The sequence below is a fragment of the Wolbachia endosymbiont of Cantharis cryptica genome, from assembly GCF_964277405.1.
GTDB lineage: Bacteria > Pseudomonadota > Alphaproteobacteria > Rickettsiales > Anaplasmataceae > Wolbachia.
In genome coordinates, this window is the sequence record NZ_OZ195521.1 from 490,232 (window position 1) to 508,802 (window position 18,571).

Annotated in this window: 20 protein-coding genes and 1 tRNA gene; 9 read left to right on the forward strand and 12 right to left on the reverse strand. The window is 34.2% G+C overall.

The features are described from left to right. Positions 1-11 precede the first annotated feature (11 nt). The 5 genes from nuoG (at position 12) to ACICP6_RS02370 (ending at position 6,078) form a co-directional block, all read left to right on the forward strand. The gene (nuoG, locus tag ACICP6_RS02350; RefSeq protein ID WP_395463458.1) at positions 12-2,060 is read left to right on the forward strand and encodes an NADH-quinone oxidoreductase subunit NuoG; all 2,049 of its coding nucleotides are present in this window, start codon (positions 12-14) and stop codon (positions 2,058-2,060) included. Then, on the forward strand, positions 2,044-3,048 hold the full coding sequence (nuoH, locus tag ACICP6_RS02355) for an NADH-quinone oxidoreductase subunit NuoH (RefSeq protein WP_395463459.1): 1,005 nt from the start codon (positions 2,044-2,046) through the stop codon (positions 3,046-3,048). The genes nuoG and nuoH overlap by 17 nt, the downstream gene beginning before the upstream one ends. Positions 3,049-3,583: 535 nt before the next feature. Further along, the gene (locus ACICP6_RS02360) at positions 3,584-4,555 is read left to right on the forward strand and encodes a D-alanine--D-alanine ligase (RefSeq protein WP_395463643.1); all 972 of its coding nucleotides are present in this window, start codon (positions 3,584-3,586) and stop codon (positions 4,553-4,555) included. 25 nt (positions 4,556-4,580) lie between these two features. Then, positions 4,581-5,333 (forward strand): cell division protein FtsQ/DivIB, encoded by a 753-nt coding sequence (locus ACICP6_RS02365; protein ID WP_395463460.1) that lies wholly within the window; start codon positions 4,581-4,583, stop codon positions 5,331-5,333. 37 nt (positions 5,334-5,370) lie between these two features. Further along, positions 5,371-6,078, forward strand: a complete 708-nt coding sequence (locus ACICP6_RS02370) for a pyridoxine 5'-phosphate synthase (RefSeq protein ID WP_395463461.1) — start codon at positions 5,371-5,373, stop codon at positions 6,076-6,078. Here ACICP6_RS02370 and ACICP6_RS02375 read toward each other — a convergent pair. From ACICP6_RS02375 to rplM, 3 genes are all read right to left on the reverse strand, one after another. Further along, positions 6,071-6,382 (reverse strand): HU family DNA-binding protein, encoded by a 312-nt coding sequence (locus ACICP6_RS02375; RefSeq protein WP_395463462.1) that lies wholly within the window; start codon positions 6,380-6,382, stop codon positions 6,071-6,073. The genes ACICP6_RS02370 and ACICP6_RS02375 overlap by 8 nt on opposite strands. A 145-nt stretch (positions 6,383-6,527) precedes the next feature. Continuing rightward, complete coding sequence (gene rpsI, locus ACICP6_RS02380; protein WP_395463463.1) at positions 6,528-6,974, reverse strand: 30S ribosomal protein S9; 447 nt, start codon at positions 6,972-6,974, stop codon at positions 6,528-6,530. Between the two features lie 10 nt (positions 6,975-6,984). Continuing rightward, complete coding sequence (rplM, locus tag ACICP6_RS02385; RefSeq protein ID WP_395463464.1) at positions 6,985-7,443, reverse strand: 50S ribosomal protein L13; 459 nt, start codon at positions 7,441-7,443, stop codon at positions 6,985-6,987. 142 nt (positions 7,444-7,585) lie between these two features. On the opposite strand from rplM, the gene ACICP6_RS02390 reads away from it, so the two are divergent. The 3 genes from ACICP6_RS02390 to ACICP6_RS02400 all read left to right on the forward strand — a co-directional run bounded on the left by ACICP6_RS02390 (position 7,586) and on the right by ACICP6_RS02400 (position 10,117). Beyond that, a complete protein-coding gene (locus ACICP6_RS02390; RefSeq protein ID WP_395463644.1) occupies positions 7,586-8,824 on the forward strand; it encodes a TolC family protein in 1,239 nt (412 codons plus the stop codon). 19 nt (positions 8,825-8,843) lie between these two features. After that, positions 8,844-9,455: a PopZ family protein gene (locus ACICP6_RS02395; RefSeq protein WP_395463465.1), complete on the forward strand. Its 612-nt coding sequence runs from the start codon at positions 8,844-8,846 to the stop codon at positions 9,453-9,455. A gap of 71 nt (positions 9,456-9,526) precedes the next feature. Beyond that, on the forward strand, positions 9,527-10,117 hold the full coding sequence (locus tag ACICP6_RS02400) for an RlmE family RNA methyltransferase (protein WP_395463645.1): 591 nt from the start codon (positions 9,527-9,529) through the stop codon (positions 10,115-10,117). 18 nt (positions 10,118-10,135) lie between these two features. Here ACICP6_RS02400 and ACICP6_RS02405 read toward each other — a convergent pair whose 3' ends face one another. Then, positions 10,136-10,783, reverse strand: a complete 648-nt coding sequence (locus ACICP6_RS02405; RefSeq protein ID WP_395463466.1) for a heme exporter protein CcmB — start codon at positions 10,781-10,783, stop codon at positions 10,136-10,138. Between the two features lie 106 nt (positions 10,784-10,889). On the opposite strand from ACICP6_RS02405, the gene ACICP6_RS02410 reads away from it, so the two are divergent. Further along, the gene (locus ACICP6_RS02410; protein WP_395463467.1) at positions 10,890-11,282 is read left to right on the forward strand and encodes a TraR/DksA family transcriptional regulator; all 393 of its coding nucleotides are present in this window, start codon (positions 10,890-10,892) and stop codon (positions 11,280-11,282) included. Between the two features lie 106 nt (positions 11,283-11,388). On the opposite strand, the gene gmk is transcribed toward ACICP6_RS02410, so the two are convergent. From gmk to der, 8 genes are all read right to left on the reverse strand, one after another. After that, the gene (gmk, locus tag ACICP6_RS02415; protein ID WP_395463468.1) at positions 11,389-11,994 is read right to left on the reverse strand and encodes a guanylate kinase; all 606 of its coding nucleotides are present in this window, start codon (positions 11,992-11,994) and stop codon (positions 11,389-11,391) included. Between the two features lie 46 nt (positions 11,995-12,040). Next, positions 12,041-13,828: a pentapeptide repeat-containing protein gene (locus ACICP6_RS02420; protein WP_395463469.1), complete on the reverse strand. Its 1,788-nt coding sequence runs from the start codon at positions 13,826-13,828 to the stop codon at positions 12,041-12,043. 5 nt (positions 13,829-13,833) lie between these two features. Continuing rightward, positions 13,834-15,090 (reverse strand): ankyrin repeat domain-containing protein, encoded by a 1,257-nt coding sequence (locus ACICP6_RS02425; protein WP_395463470.1) that lies wholly within the window; start codon positions 15,088-15,090, stop codon positions 13,834-13,836. Positions 15,091-15,324: 234 nt separating this feature from the next. Beyond that, positions 15,325-15,415 (reverse strand) — tRNA-Ser (locus ACICP6_RS02430). Positions 15,416-15,576: 161 nt separating this feature from the next. Continuing rightward, entirely contained in the window at positions 15,577-16,092 is a 516-nt protein-coding gene (gene ppa / locus ACICP6_RS02435) for an inorganic diphosphatase (protein WP_395463471.1), read from the reverse strand. A gap of 126 nt (positions 16,093-16,218) precedes the next feature. Next, the gene (locus ACICP6_RS02440; RefSeq protein ID WP_395463472.1) at positions 16,219-16,761 is read right to left on the reverse strand and encodes a demethoxyubiquinone hydroxylase family protein; all 543 of its coding nucleotides are present in this window, start codon (positions 16,759-16,761) and stop codon (positions 16,219-16,221) included. Further along, positions 16,736-17,212, reverse strand: coding sequence for a disulfide bond formation protein B (locus tag ACICP6_RS02445; protein ID WP_395463473.1), 477 nt, complete (start codon positions 17,210-17,212; stop codon positions 16,736-16,738). The genes ACICP6_RS02440 and ACICP6_RS02445 overlap by 26 nt, the downstream gene beginning before the upstream one ends. Before the next feature lie 41 nt (positions 17,213-17,253). Then, positions 17,254-18,570: a ribosome biogenesis GTPase Der gene (gene der, locus ACICP6_RS02450; RefSeq protein WP_395463474.1), complete on the reverse strand. Its 1,317-nt coding sequence runs from the start codon at positions 18,568-18,570 to the stop codon at positions 17,254-17,256. Position 18,571: the final 1 nt, after the last annotated feature.

The following is an 18,571-nucleotide window of genomic DNA, read 5'->3' on the forward strand; positions in this document are numbered from 1 at the left end:
GGTTTGAATTTGTGGTAAAAGTTACTATTAATTCCAAGGAGTGTGAAGTAGAGCCTGGACTCACTATAATTCAAGCTTGCGAGGTTGTGGGCATTGAAATCCCACGCTTTTGTTATCACGAGCGTTTAGCAATCGCTGGTAACTGCAGGATGTGCTTGGTTGAAGTAGAGGGTGGGCCTCCAAAACCAGTGGCCTCTTGCGCTGTACCAGTTGCAGAAGGGATGGTAATTCATACCGATACTCCCAAAGTTAAGAAGGCACGTGAAGGAGTGCTTGAGTTTCTGCTGATTAATCATCCACTTGATTGCCCAATTTGCGATCAAGGCGGCGAGTGCGATTTGCAAGATATAACGATAGCCTATGGAAAAGGAACCAGCAGGCTTGATGAGCATAAGAGGACTGTGCCAAAAAAACACTTCGGACCGCTGATTGACACTGCAATGAATAGATGCATTCATTGCACTCGATGCGTTAGGTTCTTGTCCGATGTTGCAGGTACAAACGAACTTGGAGGAATTGGAAGGGGAGAGAACGTAGAGATCAGCGCTTACATAAAAAGACATATTAGTTCTGAATTGTCCGGAAATATCATAGACCTCTGTCCGGTAGGAGCTTTAACTTCAAAGCCTTACTCCTTTACAGCGCGTCCATGGGAGCTATCACACTGTGAAACTATAGATGTGCTTGATGCTGTGGGAAGCAGCATTAGAGTTGACTATCGCGGTCCTGAAGTTATGCGAATATTGCCAAGACTCAATGAAGAGGTGAACGAGGAATGGATATCAGACAAAACTCGTTTTGCTTACGATGGATTAAAAGTTCAGCGCCTTGATCGACCTTACGTAAAAAAAGATGGTAAATTAGTTCCAGTAAGCTGGAATGAGGCATTAACTGTTGCTGCAAAAAAATTAAAGAGTACAAAATCAAATAAAATAGCTGCAATTGCAGGCGATCTAGCGGATTGTGAGTCTATGCTTCTACTGAAAGAAATTATGCATAAGCTTGGTTCAGCAAATACAGATTGCAGGCAGGATGGAGCAAGGCTTATACCAAATAATCGTGGATCATATGTGTTCAACACCACTATTGAAGGTATAGAGAATGCAGATTCATGCCTGCTTATAAACACAAATCCTAGAATAGAAGCGCCAATTATTAATGCGCGTATAAGAAAAAGATATTTACAGGGCAATTTTCCTATTGCAAGCATTGGTCCTGATATTGAGTATTTATATCATGTTGAGAAGTTGGGCGATAACCCTGGTATTTTAAATAAAATAGCAAAAGGGAATCATAAATTCTGTGAGTTACTGAGCGCAGCTCAAAACCCTATGCTAATTATCGGTCAAGACGCATTGATAAGAGATGATGCTGAATCAGTTTTAGCTCTAACTGGCAAAATTGCAGAAAAATTTAACATGATCAGAGATGACTGGAATGGCTTTAACGTGCTACATAAAGCTGCAGCAAGAGTTGGTGGACTAGATATTGGGTTTATTCCTAAAAAAGGTGGAAAAAATACTCATCAAATACTAGAACAGGCAGAAAGTGGCGAGATAGAAGTTGTTTATCTTCTTGGTGCAGATGAAATTGATACATCAAAGTTAGAAAATACATTTGTAATTTACCAAGGTCATCATGGCGATAAAAGCGCACACATAGCAGATGTCATCTTACCTGGAGCTGCATACATAGAGAAATATGCAACTTATGTAAATACTGAAGGGCGAGTGCAGAGAACAAATTTAGCTGTATTTCCCCCTGGTGAAGCAAAGGAGGACTGGTTAATTATTAAGAATCTATCACAATATTTGGGCCTCCCCTTACCATATGACAGTTTATTTGACGTGAGAAAAAAATTAGATACTATTGGTTCACAGTTTAGAAATGCTGATCAAGTGGTGAAAAACAAATGGGTGCCAATTATCTGCGATGAGATAAAATTAAGTAGCATACCTTTCTCCCTAAAAGAAGGCAATTTTTATATGACAGATTCAATAAGTCGTGCTTCAAAAATAATGGCAGACTGTACTAAAGCCTTTTATGAACACGCTAGTTAACATCTTATTTATTTTGGTACCGCTACTGCTTTCAGTTGCGTATTTGGTGTACTTTGAGCGCAAGGTTATTGGTGCAATTCAACTGAGACATGGCCCAAGCGTAGTTGGCCCTTTTGGATTATTACAGCCATTTGCAGATGCAATTAAGTTACTCATCAAAGAGCCGATAATACCATTTAGAGCAAACACCATATTATTCACCATGGCTCCGATGCTTACCTTTATTTTAGCATTAATCGCCTGGGCAGTTATACCGTTTGGTGCTACAGAAAATGGACAGCAGATAATTCCTAAGGTGATAGCAAATATTAATGTTGGAGTGCTTTATGTACTAGCTATCTCCTCTTTAGGAATATATGGCATTATTATCGCAGGCTGGTCAAGCAATTCTAATTATGCATTTCTTGGCGCTATAAGGTCAGCTGCTCAGATGATTTCATACGAAGTTTCAATAGGCCTAATAGTTGCTACAGTTGTAATAACAACTGGTACGTTAAATCTTGGAGAGATGGTAGTTACGAAACACAATATGCCGTTTTGGATTGATTTGCTGATGATGCCTATAGGGGTAGTGTTTTTTATTTCTCTCCTCGCAGAAACTAACCGTCACCCATTTGATTTGCCAGAAGCTGAAGCAGAGCTCGTCTCTGGGTACAACGTTGAATATTCATCAATGCCTTTTGCTCTTTTCTTCCTTGGAGAATATGCAAACATGATTTTAGCAAGCGCTATGATGACAATATTCTTTCTAGGAGGATGGTATCCCCCATTAGAGCTTAGTTTACTGTATAAAATTCCAGGCTTAATTTGGTTCGTTTTAAAGATAGTTTTACTATTATTCATATTTGTTTGGATTAGAGCAACGATACCCCGCTACCGATATGATCAACTAATGCGTCTTGGTTGGAAAGTATTTCTGCCGATATCGGTGTTTTGGGTAGTACTTATTTCAGGAGTGTTACTCTTTACTGGAAATTTGCCAGGTTAGCTTTGTTGCAAAGCAAGCAGTATTTAGAAGGTAAAAAAAGTAGAGAGAAGCTAAAGAAGTGTGGTTACTAACGAACTGTGCCGTAAAATGAACACTTTAACAGCGTATGTCACAAAAAAAGAAATTTCTTGACAAACTCCGCCAGTCCTCTTATTATGGTATTAAGGGTATTTCTGACTCAAAACTTGTTTTTGACCTGCAGGCTCAATGACAAAATTCAGTAAAAAACTCAGGGTATTTTTTGGCGGATTACATAAAATTATGGCGGCTGCATGTCTTTTAAATTTTTTCTACATTCAGCCAAATTGCGCTTATAATAAGCGTCAGCACATTATTACAGCGCCACTTACAGTAATAGAGAGTCAAAACTCGCACCAAGGGGCTTCTTTTGCCTTTTTCCCATTTAGTAAATTTCTTAATGTTTATAGCTAAAGGTTAGTTGCATTTAAAAGCACGTAGCTATAGGATTTTTCAAAGCATTTTTTCTATTGAAGATAAGAGCATCTTTCATATATGCTATATGGCAAAATATAGAGTGCTTATGGTTCCAACTATAGTAATTTTAAGTGGTGGATTTTCTCATGAAAGAGAGATATCGCTTATGAGTGGAAAAGCCGTAAAGAAAGCGCTTGATAGCCTTTCATATAATGTAACAGAAATAGGTGTTGATAGCAACATTGCTGAAAAGCTTAAAAAAATTAATCCCGACCTTGCTTTTATTGCTCTACATGGACCTTATGGCGAAGATGGCTGCATTCAAGGTTTATTGGAAATTTTAGGTATAAAATATACACACTCCGGAGTTATGGCTTCGGCGGTTGCTATGAATAAAGCAATGTCAAAGCATATATTCCGATCTTTGAGCATTGACACTCCAAAAGGTTACATAATTAGTCGAGAAGATGTACTAAGAAATAATATTAAAATTGATTATCCGTATGTCTTAAAACCAACTAATGAAGGTTCAAGCATCGGAGTGCACATGATTTTCTCGCATGAGGATTATTTAAAACTAAAAAACATGCTTCCAGCACGTGACCAGGGAAAAGGACCAGTATCGAAGCACTGGGATGACAAGGAAGGAGCTACTTGGATGACAAGAGATTTGATGATCATAGAAGAATATATACCTGGTGTAGAGTTACATACCGCTGTATTATTCAATGAAGCAATTGGCACTATGGAAATACAACCAAAAAATAAATTCTATGATTATGAAGCAAAATATACAAATGGGTTTGCAGAGCACATATTTCCCGCTGAAATTCCTGACAATATATATAAAATGACCTTGGAACATGCATTGAAAGTTCATCAATTTCTAGGATGCAAAACTATTTCTCGCTCGGATTTTCGTTATAATCCAAAAAATGACACTTTAAAAATGCTTGAGATTAATACACATCCTGGCTTTACTGAGTTATCGTTAGTGCCGGAAATTGCAAAATTAACAAAAGGAATCGATTTTAATGAATTAGTTAAAATTATTGTTGAAGATAGTTTGTAGCACAAAAATATTAGAGACTAAGTAAATGTTGAGCAATGTTACTAGAAGCCAAAAGAGTTTTCTGCGTAAGTGTGCTTTGGTTATTATAATAGCACTCTTTCTTACGTTGGTACTCTATAGCTCGCTTGATAAAATCACAAGTCGATTTAATTACTACCTCACGTGGTGTAATGACTGCTTATCTAGCCTATTACTCAGTAGTGGATTTTCAATTGATGAAATAGTTGTTACTGGCAACAAATTTACAAATGAGAAGGACATTTTAAATTTGGTAAATAAAACGCAACCAATTATATCACTTTCAAAACTTGCCGATAATATACAATCCGTAAGCAGATGGATAAAATACGTAAGAATTCATAGAATTTTGCCTAACACCTTACACATTAACATAGACGAACATGAACCGTTTGCTCTTTGGAAAAATGATAACAAAACTTCGGTAATTGATTGTGAGGGTAAAGTGATTGTGGATGACTACCCGATAGATAATCTTGTTGTAATTACAGGACAAAACTCATTATCAAACCTAAAATTCATTAAAGATATATTGGAGAGAAAAACTCAATTAAGTGATCACATTTCTTCTTGTGTTTATGTAGGGAATAGAAGATGGAACATCATACTTGATAACGGTTCCACAGTAAAGCTGCCTGAAGATAATCCTCGTAGCGCATGGGATTATTTAAACCACTTGCAAAATACAACCGATTTTACTTTCAGCGATTGGAGCATAATTGATATGCGTATTATTGATAAAATCTTTGTAAAAAGATAATAATATGTATAATGATAAATAGCTTTTGTAGTAAATTATGAAACTAGGCGTTAACATTGATCATATCGCAACCCTTCGTAATGCACGTGGAACTTCCTATCCAGATCCACTGAAAGCAGCAGAAATAGCTATTGACGCAGGAGCAGACTTTATCACTGTACACTTACGAGAAGACAGAAGACATATTAGAGATGAAGATGTGTTTAACCTAAAAAAAAGCATCAAAACTGAGCTAAATCTTGAAATTGCAGCTACAGAAGAAATGCTTGAAATAGCAAAAAAGGTAAAACCCTATGCGATTTGTATAGTACCAGAAAAAAGAGAAGAATTAACAACCGAAGGTGGCTTGGATATCGTTAATATGTACAGCAAACTTTCTAGTATAATAGAGGAGATGCATAGCTCTAGCATAAAGGTCTCACTGTTTATCAATCCAAATATTAATCAACTCAAATATCTTGAAAAGCTAAAGATAAAACCTGACGTAATAGAAATTCATACAGGAGATTACTGTGATAATCCATCAGAGGAAAAATTACAATTAATTACTAATGCTGCAGAGTATATCAATAAATTAGGAATAGAATGCCATGTAGGACATGGCATAACTTATGAGTACGCTAAAAGGATGAAAGAGATACCCCACATCTCAGCTCTTAATATAGGCCATTATTTAATCAGTGAAGCCGTACTTTACAGCTTACACAGCGTAGTAAAAATAATGAAAATGATAATATCTAACTAACTACTGCTTCTTCCTTTTCATTTAAACTACTTGAAAGAGTTTGGCTTGCTTTAAATTTCACTCTTTTCTTTGAAGGAACAGTCATTACCTTACCAGTTTGAGGGTTACGGCACTGCTTTTCCTGGGTTATTACAACAGAAAATGTACCAATTCCATGCAGGCGTATTTTACCTTTCATATTCAGTTCATATTTTATTATTTCCAGAAAAGCATCATGAACCATGCCCAAATTAAATTTTGTTATATCTATGTCCTGACTAGAACAAATTTCTTTTAATTGTTTTACTATATCTTCTTTACTCATAAATTACCTTAATATTGAAAAAATTACACAAACAGCATATTATGTTCATAACGATAGTCAACTAAATTTATCATGAAAATAGAATACATCATACACTTTTTTAAACATTTGTATAACACTTACAAGAAATACTACCACAAAATAACTATCTCTTAGAAAATTGACATTTTTTCCGAGCTTTGTGTTGACCATATTTTTTACGTTCAACAACACGTGAATCTCGTGTCAAGAATCCCCTACTACGTAATATAGAATGTAAATCTTGGCTTATTTTACTTAACGCTCTGCTTATTCCATGAGCTAAGGCACCTGCTTGGCCAGATAGCCCTCCACCTTTTATAGTTGCAAATACATCATATTTATCTAGCATAGATGTTACAATAAATGGCATTTTCACTATTTGACACACTGATTCCCTCTTAAAGTAATCCAGTAGATTATCTTTCTTCTTAACACTGAATTTTCCACTTCCTGGTTTTATCCATACTCTTGCTGCAGACTCTTTTCTTCGGCCTGTAGCATATAAACGACCAAGCGAATCAATTGCTGACTTAGTTATTTTTTCTGATTGATTTATTACAGAATCTTCCATTTTTACTCCATTATTTTTTATTTTTACGATTTAAAGAAGCAAAATCTATCTTCTCAGGTTGCTGCCCTTGATGCTTATGTTCTGGACCAGAATAAACATATAAATTTCCAAAACGCCTACGCGCCATAGGACCATCATCAAGCATCCTCTTCACTGCCATTTCTATTACACGTTCAGGAAATTTACCATTTAAAATATTATCTGGAGTAGTTTTTTTCAAACCACCAGGGTAACCTGTATGCTTGTAGTAAATTTTATCTTTAAGTTTCTTTCCGGTAAAATGCACCTTTTCTGCGTTGATAATAATTACATTATCGCCACAATCCATATGAGGTGTATACTCAGGCTTATGCTTTCCACGCAATAGTGTTGCTACAAATGCTGCGAGCCTTCCTACCACTAATCCTTCCGCATCTATGACAAACCATTTTTTATTGATCTGTCTCTCTTTTAAGAAAAAAGTCTTCATTATTATAACTTAATTAAACACTAAACAATAGTAAGCTATGATACACTCAATTTCTCAGTAGTGTCAACAACATTAGTTATTGATTATTAAAGCAATTTGTGCTAGTAATTTAGCTGTACAACCAATATGCATAGGGAGTAGAATGTTTCGATTGATTATTATGCTTGCAACCATTTTTAGTGCTATAAGTTGCTATGCAATTGATCTTGAGGAAGCTATAAATAAAGCTATTAAAAATAGTTCAAAATTAAAATCTCAGTTTTACCAATATAAAAGCGCAGAAAAACAGCTAAAATCTTCTGGATTAGCTGGATTTTTACCTGACATTAGTTTGCAATACAATTTCGATAGTAATTTTAATCTTTATAAGAATGAAGTTGGATCTTTACCTGGAAAACGCCTTACATTGAGTCAGAGAATAATAGATGGCGGTGGAACTTTTGCCACATTCAGTAGATCAAGCCATCTTCTCAAAGCAGAAAAGACACGATTTCAACGGTTAAAACAAGAGCTCGCGCTTAATGCCGTGAAAGCATATGTTGACGTTCTACGAAGGAGAGAAACATTAAAGCTTGGAGAGCATAAAGAACGCGTCTCTTTGGAAAATTTGTCAGCGATGAAAAAACGCTTTTCTCTTGGAGAAGTTACCAACGCTGAAGTTTCACTAGCAAAAGCAAAATTTTCATCTTCAGTGTCGGAAAGAGTTGATGCTGAAGGCAAACTAAAATTAGCAAACATGACTTATCTTCACCTGATTGGTGAAGACCCTTATGAACTTTCTGAAGCTAACGATAAATTACCTTCCATTCCGGAATTAAATGAATGTTTACAATTAGTAAAAGCCAACAATCTATCTCTAAAAGCAGCAGTTTACCAAAAAAGAGCAGCCGGAATGGAAGTGATCGCCGAAACTTCCAAGTGGCTTCCTTCTTTAAATTTCACTGCAAGTACCAATCTTGAGAAGGGTGTAAAATTAGATACTCCATTAGAAAATGTTCATGTTGTTTTTACTCTTGATGTTCCAATCTTTAAAAGAGGAATAAATGCTTTTAGTATCAGTAGAGCTAAAATGGATGCAAAAAAATCCACTTACGATTATTATGAAACAGTAAAAAATATAGAAAAAGATGTTGTGAATGCTTGGAATGACGTTTTGACAGCAAAGGCTATCATTAAAGCAAGTCAAGAGGCAGAAAAAGCAGCATCTCTAGCATTGGAAGGAGTTGAGCAAGAAGTAAACTTAAACTTAAAGAGTATAACTGACCTTTTATACACTGAAGACACATTATTCAAAGCACGTTCGGACTTAGTTGAAGCAAAAAGCAATTATGTGATCAGTGTTTATAATTTGCTTTTTATGATAAATAATATAAATCTTTAAATTTAATGGTATTAGCGTTATGAATGATGAACAAGGCAATCAATCCGTAAAAGATATCCTAGAAGATATAAAAAAAGCTATATCTGGCAAAAATGCAAGTGACGATGAAGTGGAAATAGAGAAGGAGGAAGATGTGTTGTACCTTGAGAAGGAGAACGAGGAAGATGATGATGTGTTGTACCTTGAGAAGGAGTGCTTTGAAAATTCAGAAGAAGATAGTAAAGAGCAAGAGAACAAAAAAAAAGATATTAACAATGATGATCAGAGCGAGGAAATAATTTTCAATAATACCCAATTTAATATTCATAGTCACAATTTAGGAAAAGAAAAAGATGTTCGTTTGCACAATAATACCCAAACAGGTAATAACAAAGTGAATAACAGTAGCTTACAAGCACAAAATAACGACCATCTAATTTTAAAAGAGAATATGGAAGAGATCAAAGCATTGCTTGGAAAAATGCAAAATGAATTACAGAATAAGCAACAAAAAAAAGTAAATCTTACTGTTGAAGAATTAATCACGTCTCTTTTAAAACCTCAGTTGTCAGAGTGGCTAAATAAGTATCTCCATACACTGGTGAAAGAAGTAGTTGAAAAAGAGCTCAAAGATATAATCAATAACAAGTAATTTATAGGGTATTAGCAATAAAAACTAGAGTAAAAACAGCTAGAGGCAGAAAGCTATCTTCAACAAGGTGGCTGCATCGCCATTTAAATGACCAGTATGTACAAAAAACTAATAAGGATGGTTATAGATCACGTTCGGCATATAAGTTGATAGAAATAGATAATAAATTTAAATTACTCCAAGAGGGGCAAAAAATTATTGATCTTGGAGCTTCTCCTGGTGGATGGTCACAAGTTGCATCCCAGAAAGGTACAAATGTAGTTGCTATTGACATAAAACCAGTAAACATGATTAATGGAGTAGAATATATACAATGCAATATTATCAGTGAGCTTGAAATTTTAAGGGAAAGATTAAAAGATCAAAAATTTGATGTAATTCTATCTGACATGGCCCCAGAATCTTGCGGTTTAAAATCGTTGGATCATATCAGAATCATGCTTTTATGCGAAGCAGCATTGAACCTTGCAAAGCATTTTCTAAATCATGGTGGTAAGTTCGTAGTAAAAATCTTTCAAGGAGAGTCTGATAAAGATTTTTGTAACGAGTTAAAAAAAATGTTTAAAACAGTAAAGTACTTTAAACCAAAATCAAGTAGATCTGAATCTACAGAAATGTATTTGGTAAGTTTAGACTTTATCAGCAGCAGACCTCCTATGTAAGAATAACAGCAAAACTTTCTAATCATGCTCTACAGCAAATTTCAATGCCATATGAGTAGCTATAGCGCTATTGACTATCAGAATGGCAAAAATTAAAGCAGTAATAAGTAATATATGAATATTCAATGATAAACTTTCAAACTGAATTAGTAATTTAAAGTATATAAAGGTTGGCATTATGATTGGCAAAACAAGAATTTGTGATATTCCTGATGCTAAGTTGTTTCGACCAATCATTAATGCATTTCCAGTAGCTGAAATATTAATTACTATCAGCATATTAAGTAATAAAGATAGGCCCACTGCTATTGAGTATTCAACATTATTACCCAGAACTACGAAGCTGAATATCGAAGAAATCACTGAAATCGGTAACCCAAACAATAACCAGTGAGCAAAAATTTTATAAGCAACTATAAACTTAGAAGAAAGTGGCTGTATGAAGATTTGTTCTAATATTCCTTCATGATAATCAGAAGCAAATAAATTACTTGTAGAGATTTGCAGAACAAATGTAGCACATATCCATGTTAACGTTAACATAATTTCTTGCTTATTGTTGTTTTCAAGTGTAAATGAAGATAGGCTTAACATTATAATAAAAATACATATCGTATAGGTAAAATTCTTATTATCTATTGTTAACTTTTTTACTGAGCCAATCATACTAGGCTTTTAAATGTTTATTATAAATTATAGTGTTTAATTTGAGGTAGTATAATTTCTTATTCATAAATTATACAGACTTTGTTATTTAATTAATAATGCAATTATGGAAGAGCTACCAAAAATAAAATTATCAGAACACTACACTCCTTCAGAAAGTGAAGAATATATGAGCGTAAAACAGTTAGAGTACTTCAGCTTAAAGTTACAATCAATGCTTGCTGAGTTGGAGAAACAAGAACTAGAAGACAGTGGTATTGATACATACTATCTTGATGAAGATAGTGGAAACGAAAAATTAATTAAGCGTAGAAAAGATAGAAAAGAAAAAATTAAGGAGGCACTAGAAAAAATAAAATTAGGCACTTACGGTTATTGCGATGGAACAGGGGAAGAAATAGGAGTCGAAAGACTTAAAGCCAATCCACTTGCTATATATTGTATTGAAGAGCAAGAGAGATTAGAAAAAGAAAAGAACGTATACAACACTGACGATTAATTTACATATATAGCTAACCCAAGCAAGCTACGTCATACCGCCTCGGCGCTAACGAGTAGCGGAATGACGGTTGTTGGTAAACCTAAGTCACTTTAGCTATAGATATCTAAACTCCTTGATTTGGTTTTTCTTCTGATCTTTTAAGTCTTTCTTTGTTTAATATAGAGCTTATCTCTTCTACACTTTTATCAATATCATCATTGATTATTACATAATCATATTTATCGCGTTTGCTTATTTCTTTTTGAGCTTCGGCTAATCTGCGTTCTATTTCACTTGCACTGTCACTATTACGCTTTTGCAAACGCAACCTAAGCTCCTCCATTGAAGGTGGGAGTATAAAAACACTTACAACTTTTTTCCTCATAAGCTTAAATAAATGAAATGCTCCTTGCCAATCTATACTCAGTAAAACGCTTACTCCATTGTTAAGGTTTTGTTCTATAAAATCTCTTGGTATACCATAAAAATTCTCAAAAACTTTGGCATATTCAAGCATTTGACCAGCTTTACATAACTCGTGGAATCTTTCTTCGGTAACGAAAAAATAGTCTTTTCCATTTATTTCACCAGGGCGAGGTTTACGCGTAGTCATAGAAACAGATCTAACTAAGTCAGTTGATCGCTCAAGTAATCTTTCTAATATGGTAGTTTTTCCAGCTCCAGAAGGAGAAGATAGAACCAATAATACACCTTCACTTTTTATGGTCATTTTTCTTTTTTAAGCAATTTAACAAGCATATTACAGAGTTTCTAATTCAATTAGCATTTTCTAGTATGGCACTTTTCAAATCAGATTTTAAAAAGCTAGAATGGTCTAAATTAGAACCTGATAAATTGGTACCAATCAGAGAAGAACTATCAAAAACAGCATAGCGCAAATCGGTTTTTTCAAAGTTTGCCTTATTCAAATTAACATTTATAAACTTTGTTCTACTCAATATTGAACCAGAAAAATCAGCATTCTCTAGATTCATATCCTTAAATTCAAAGTAAGAATAATTTACATCAAATTTTTCACCCCGTGACATTTTTTCTTGCAAATCTTCAATTGAAGTTATAGCATTCTCTGAATCTGCAAGTTTTTTCTGCCCTTCATTGTCAATCAAAATTGAATGATCAAACTTACAATCTGTTAAACGAGTATCAACAACCGAGCCTTTATATATGCTTGAAGAGTGAAAAGATGTATTACTAATTGTTGAATTACTGAAATTGCTGAGAAAAAAGCCGGTTTTCTTAAAGGCATTATTATAAAGCAAAGAAGATTTGAAATCGCTTTCAACAAAATTTGAATTAGTTACTTTTAGATGAGACCAGTTTGAGTTATCTGCTATTAAATTAAAAAACGTTGAGCTTTCTATTTCACTAGAATCGATGCTATAGTGAGAAAGCTTGCTATTATAAATTTGAGAGTCTCGTATTTTAACCTCATACATTGAAGCTGCGGAAAGGTCTGCATCTTCTATCTTTGCGGAGATAAATAATGAATGGTCAAAAAACGAACCATTCATGTTAGAATTTGCAACTTTAGTATTATAAAACTTTCCGTGACGAATGTCAGAATCAGAGACATCAACTTGATGTAGCTCACTAAAACTAAAATCAATATTGGATAAATCAGAATCCCGAAGACTTACTTCAGAAGCATATGAATGTTTTATTTTAGAACCATGCAGTATAGATTGAACAAAATTTGAATTATCACCATTTACATAGGAAATCTGAGTCTTGCTTAAATTAGCTCTATTGAAGTTACTGTCAATTATAGCAGAAGAATTAAGGCAGACATTAGAAAGATTGCTAACTGTAAAATCTGATTCTTTTATTTCTGCACCATATATATTAGCGTCTTCCAATGAGGAAAATTGTATCTTTAATTTATATAAATCCACTCCAAAAAAATTCGCATTATCAAGATTACTTTTCTGCACAACAGTATCGTTTATTTCACTGTCGCTAAAATTTACATAGCTAACATTGGAGTTTGACAAGCTGGAAAAATTTATTTTCACATTTGAAAAATTAGTATGTAAACCTATTATATCATACATTCTTACTTTTTTGAGATCAGAGTTGACAAACTCAGCATAACTAACATTAGACTGATCAAATAGGATATCTGTCAAATTGGCAGAAACAAATTTTGCAAAACTTAAATTTGCACCTTTTATTCTTATACCCTGCAAATTAGCATTGGAAAAATTAGCCCCACGTAAATCAGCATTAATAAAGGATACACCTGACAAGTCAGTATGGGAAAAATCAGCACCAATGAGACTGACTCCATCAAAAATAGATCCATTGAGGTACAATTGACTAAAATTAGCTCCATTTAAGTTAGAGCCGAAACCTTTTCCAAAATTTCCTGGAACGCCTTCTTTGTGACATTGAACTAGAAACTTAGCAAAGTCTTTTTTACTGTAAGACACATACTTTATCTTATGCAAAGTGTTTAAAAAATCACTAACCTGATTTTTTTCATCACTTATTTCATTTCCATAACACAAATGACCAACTAAAATTAATATCAAAAATCTAATCATCTTGTTTAATCTTCATTGCATTGTGATTCATTATCTTCTTTTGTCTTCACAGCCCAATCATACATTTCTAGATTTTCTTTGTTGTCTATTCTTTTATGCTCTAAAAGATGTGGTGTCATTTCAGCGATTACATTTATCATATCAATTCTTTTTCTTTCGATTGCTATATCAATAGGAGATTGAAAACTATTATTAACCGCTTTAGGATCAGCACCTTGCAATAAAAGAAAGCGTACTATATCTATCTCACCTTGTTTAACTGCGTAAATTAGAGGGGTATCTCCAAGTTTATTTCTAAGCTTTAGTACTTCTTGAGTTGTCAATCCAATTTTTTCCAATTTACTTATTATTCCTCTCAAACAAACTAAGTTGTTCTTTTTAATACAGTAAAAAAATTGCTTACTATAGTCATCAATAAATATGGTTGTCGGAAGATGCTCATTAAGGTTATCGTATTGTCGCCTATATATTGACTTGCTTTGTGCATCTTTATGATACCATTCTTTTACTGGTTCTTTGTTTAGCTTTGTCCATTTTTGTAAATTTTTCTTTTTCTCTTGTTTGCGTTCTTCGTCTTTTTTAGTAATAGATTTTACTCGATTTTTTCTATTATGATCTACAAAACTATCACCCGCTTCCTTCACTTTTTCTTTTCCAACTTGATCATCCACTTTTCCTTTTTTTTCCTCTGACAACTTATTTGTATTATCTTCTGAAAGTTTATTCTTTTCTACATCAACCTTTTGATCAATTTGTAGATCTTTTTGTTGGTTAGCTATATTCTCATTTAAGTCAGCACTTAAAGGCTCTGTTTTCAAATCTTTCTTATTGGTTACGCTTGGTAAATCTTGAGCAAATTCTTCTGTACTTCCCTTTGGCGCATTATTATTAAGGTCTGGCAAATCTTTATCAATCTTCTCACCCTCACCTATAGTTTTTTCAACCGCAGGGGCTTTGTTCTCATTGTATTGCAGCTCTTTTTTATTGGTTGTTCCTTCAATCTTGGTATCTTGTGTTTCTTTCACATTTAACTTATCAACGTTGCTTTTGGAAAATTCTGGCTCGTTCCCTTGGATTATGTTTTCTGGTAAACCTTGTTTTAGATTTTTCCTTATACCTACATTTTCATGCACAGAACCGACTGATCCGTCTGCGTCAATTTTTTTTTCTTCAAATTGCTCTACAGCAAACAGGCTAGGTGATCCAAATACGACAAATAACAATGCAAAGTATAAAACACTCTTCATAAATATTCCAAGCATAAGCTTAATTAAGATGATACTATAATCAAATAATTAATCTATAGTAAAAAACGAACATGAGAAACGAAGAGCGATTCATAACTTTTGTAGAAGTAGTGTGGCTGACTCTACTAAGAAAAATATGAGAATTCATCTGAATTTTGTAGCACCATAAAAAATTCAACAAAGTTAGGTATGTTTATATATCTCAATAGGGCCAAATATAGCAATTCTGTATCATGCTAAAATAATACGCGGAAGGAGAGGGATTCGAACCCTCGATACGACTTTTCAATCGTATAACGGTTTAGCAAACCGCCGCCTTCAGCCGCTCGGCCACCCTTCCAAATCTTAACCCAAAGATAAATACCCTACTATAATACCAAGACTTCACAACCTGTCTAATGCTTTTAATAGCGGTTTTTATACTATAAATAGCAGAATCTCTTTATAAGCCTGTCAATAACTGTAATTTTACTATAGCACAACAATCCAAACTAATACGCATCAATTTCCACTTTTAATAGCGTTTTCAATGATTTTGTTAGCCTCCTCTATGCCAACCCACTTTCCAACTGTTACTGTTTTTCCTTTCTCTAGATCCTTATAGTGTGAAAAGAAATGAGCAATTTTATCTAGCAGGTTTTTAGGTAAATCAGAATAATCTTTCACGTTATCATAATAGCTATCAACGCTGGAAACAGGCACAGCTAGCACTTTTTCATCTTCTCCTTTCTCATCCTTAGTAAGTAAAGCACCTATTGGACGCACCGATATTAAAACATTAGATGCTAAGGGGAATTGAGTTAATACCAGAACATCCACAGGATCACCATCACCTGCACAGGTATTTGGGACAAATCCATAATTGCAAGGGTAGGTCATTGAGGTAGATAAAAACCTGTCAACTTGCAATAATCCAAGTTCTTCATTAAACTCATACTTTACAGGCTCAGCATTTGCACCTATTTCAATTATCACACTCATTGCATCTGATGCTGGAGTTATTTTACTCAAATCCATAAATTACCTTCCATTAAGAGTAAACATTATACAATATATACTTTTAAGTTGCCACATTTATGTAATTTTATCTTTATGAGCAAAAACTGTCACATAGCTGCTTTGCATATAACTATCTGCTAACGGTTAAATTAACTTAGATAAGTAAATAGCAGCTTTGCAGCCTGTTTTTATGAATGAAGATAAGACGTTGTAACCAAATGCGCTTTCAGCATTGTGTTCAATTGCAATATCTCTGTGTTCCAATTCCTCATCGCGAAATTTACTTATAGTTTCTTTTAATTCTCCATCTTCTAAATGCGAAACTTGCTCTTTGTAATGCTCCCCGATCACTTCTTCAACTGCAGCAGTGCAAGCCATGGCAGCTTTTTTGCCCATAATGGCAGTTGCAACGCCAAGTGACACTCCTAAAACACGCCAAACTGGCAGCAAAACAGTAGGACGAACTTTTTGCTCTTTGATTTTCTCATTAAAATAGTGAAAATGTTTTTTTTCCTGCTCTTCCATTTCAATTATTTCATTAATTATAGAAGATTTTTTAAGAATAAATTTTTGACCAGAATAAATGCAAATAGCTCCATATTCCCCAGCATGGTTTACTCTAATTGCTTGTTGCAGGAACTTACTGTTGCTATACCTTAAATTATTTAGATTTCTCTCTTTCTCCACAATACACCTTACCTGATACGAACAGAGCTGCTATGAGATAAATTAGATTCCATGTTGCTAAGGAAACACCTAAAACGTAATGAGGTCTGTCACAAGATGGAGAGTAATTAGGATTCAATAGATTATTTCTGAGCTCTTCTACACTAGTGTTAACACTTGTCTGCTCTGTGCATCCTAAAACGTCATGAAACCAATGAAGCTCAAGACCTACATGATAAAAAGATATTATTGCACCTACAAGGTAGCTACAAAACATTGCATAGATTAAAATTTTGTTGTTTTTTAGTATGCACACCACTGCAAGTAACCCTGCAACATAGTAGACTATCCGCTCGTATATACATAACTCGCACGGTAGCATATTGAAAAAATATTCTAGCACATATGCAAAAATTAGAGCAACGGCGCTCGACAGCAGAAAGATTGCAGGAATTTTGGAGTTATTACACATAACTTAATTATAAAAACCTCTGAAAGTATAAAGCAGAGAATTTATTTTACATAGGGATTTTTATTTTTTTTCAAAAGCAACCTAACTGGTACGCCTTCTGCAAAGAAATTTTTTCTGAGATCGTTAGTTAAATAGCGCTTATAACTTTCATCAACACTCTCAGGCACGTTACATATCAAAGAAAAAGCTGGAGGTTTAGTGCCAATTTGAGCAATATACTTCATCTTAATCGCTCTACCTTTTACAAGCGGGTGAGAGTGTCTATCTAAAGCATCGATTAGCCATTTATTCAATTTTGCAGTGCTGATCTTCTTGTTCAAGGATTCGTTCACTTCAAGACACTTATCTATCACATCACTGCAACGCATACCTTTCAACGCAGAAATTGTTATAGTTGGCACTTCCAAGAATAACCTGGTTACTTCCTGCTGTTTCACAAATTTTATTAACTTACTCCTATCATCTTTACCTATTAAATCCCATTTATTTAAAACAATGATAATCCCCTTCCCTTCTCTGATTGCGGCTTCACCAATTGATAAATCCTGCTGCTCAATACCAAGCAGAGAGTCTAGCATTAAAACCACCACATGAGAGCGCTTTATTGATTCCATGCTTTTTTCAACAAACCTTGATTCTAAGTCATCTATAACATTTGCCTTTCTGCGAATTCCTGCGGTGTCAATGAGAGTTATTAGCTCTCCATTACGATCGTATACAATATCTACAGAATCACGCGTAGTGCCTGGCTCTGAACTCACTATTACTCTGTCTTCTGCAAGTAAACTGTTTAAAAAAGTTGATTTTCCAACATTTGGGCGACCGATTATTGCAATTCTCAATTTGCTGGGTTCATTTTCAAATAGCTCAGCATTCTCGTTTAAATCTTCAGATAATGCATCATAAAGATCAACCATACCAAGATTATGTTCAGCAGAGATATATACCGGGCCTATAAAATCAAAAAACTGCAGGTAATCAACATTTTCAGATTTATGACTTTCACATTTATTTGCTATTAATATTACAGGTTTATTCGTTTTTCTCTTCAGCCACTTTGCAAATTCTTTGTTTCGCTCATTTTGCACTTTTGCATCAACAAGAAAGAAAATTACATCTGCACTCAATAAAGAAAATTCTATTTGCTCAATAACTTGCAATGAAAAATTAGTTTGGTCATTCCATCCTCCTGTATCTATGACTTTAAATTCTAAATCGCTAATTCTTCCTATTCCCTCTCGTCTATCCCTCGTTACTCCTGGAACATTACTAACTACTGCTGCTTTTCTTCCCACCAGTCTGTTAAAAAGAGTCGACTTGCCAGCATTTGGTAGGCCTACTATAGCGATTTTTAGCATA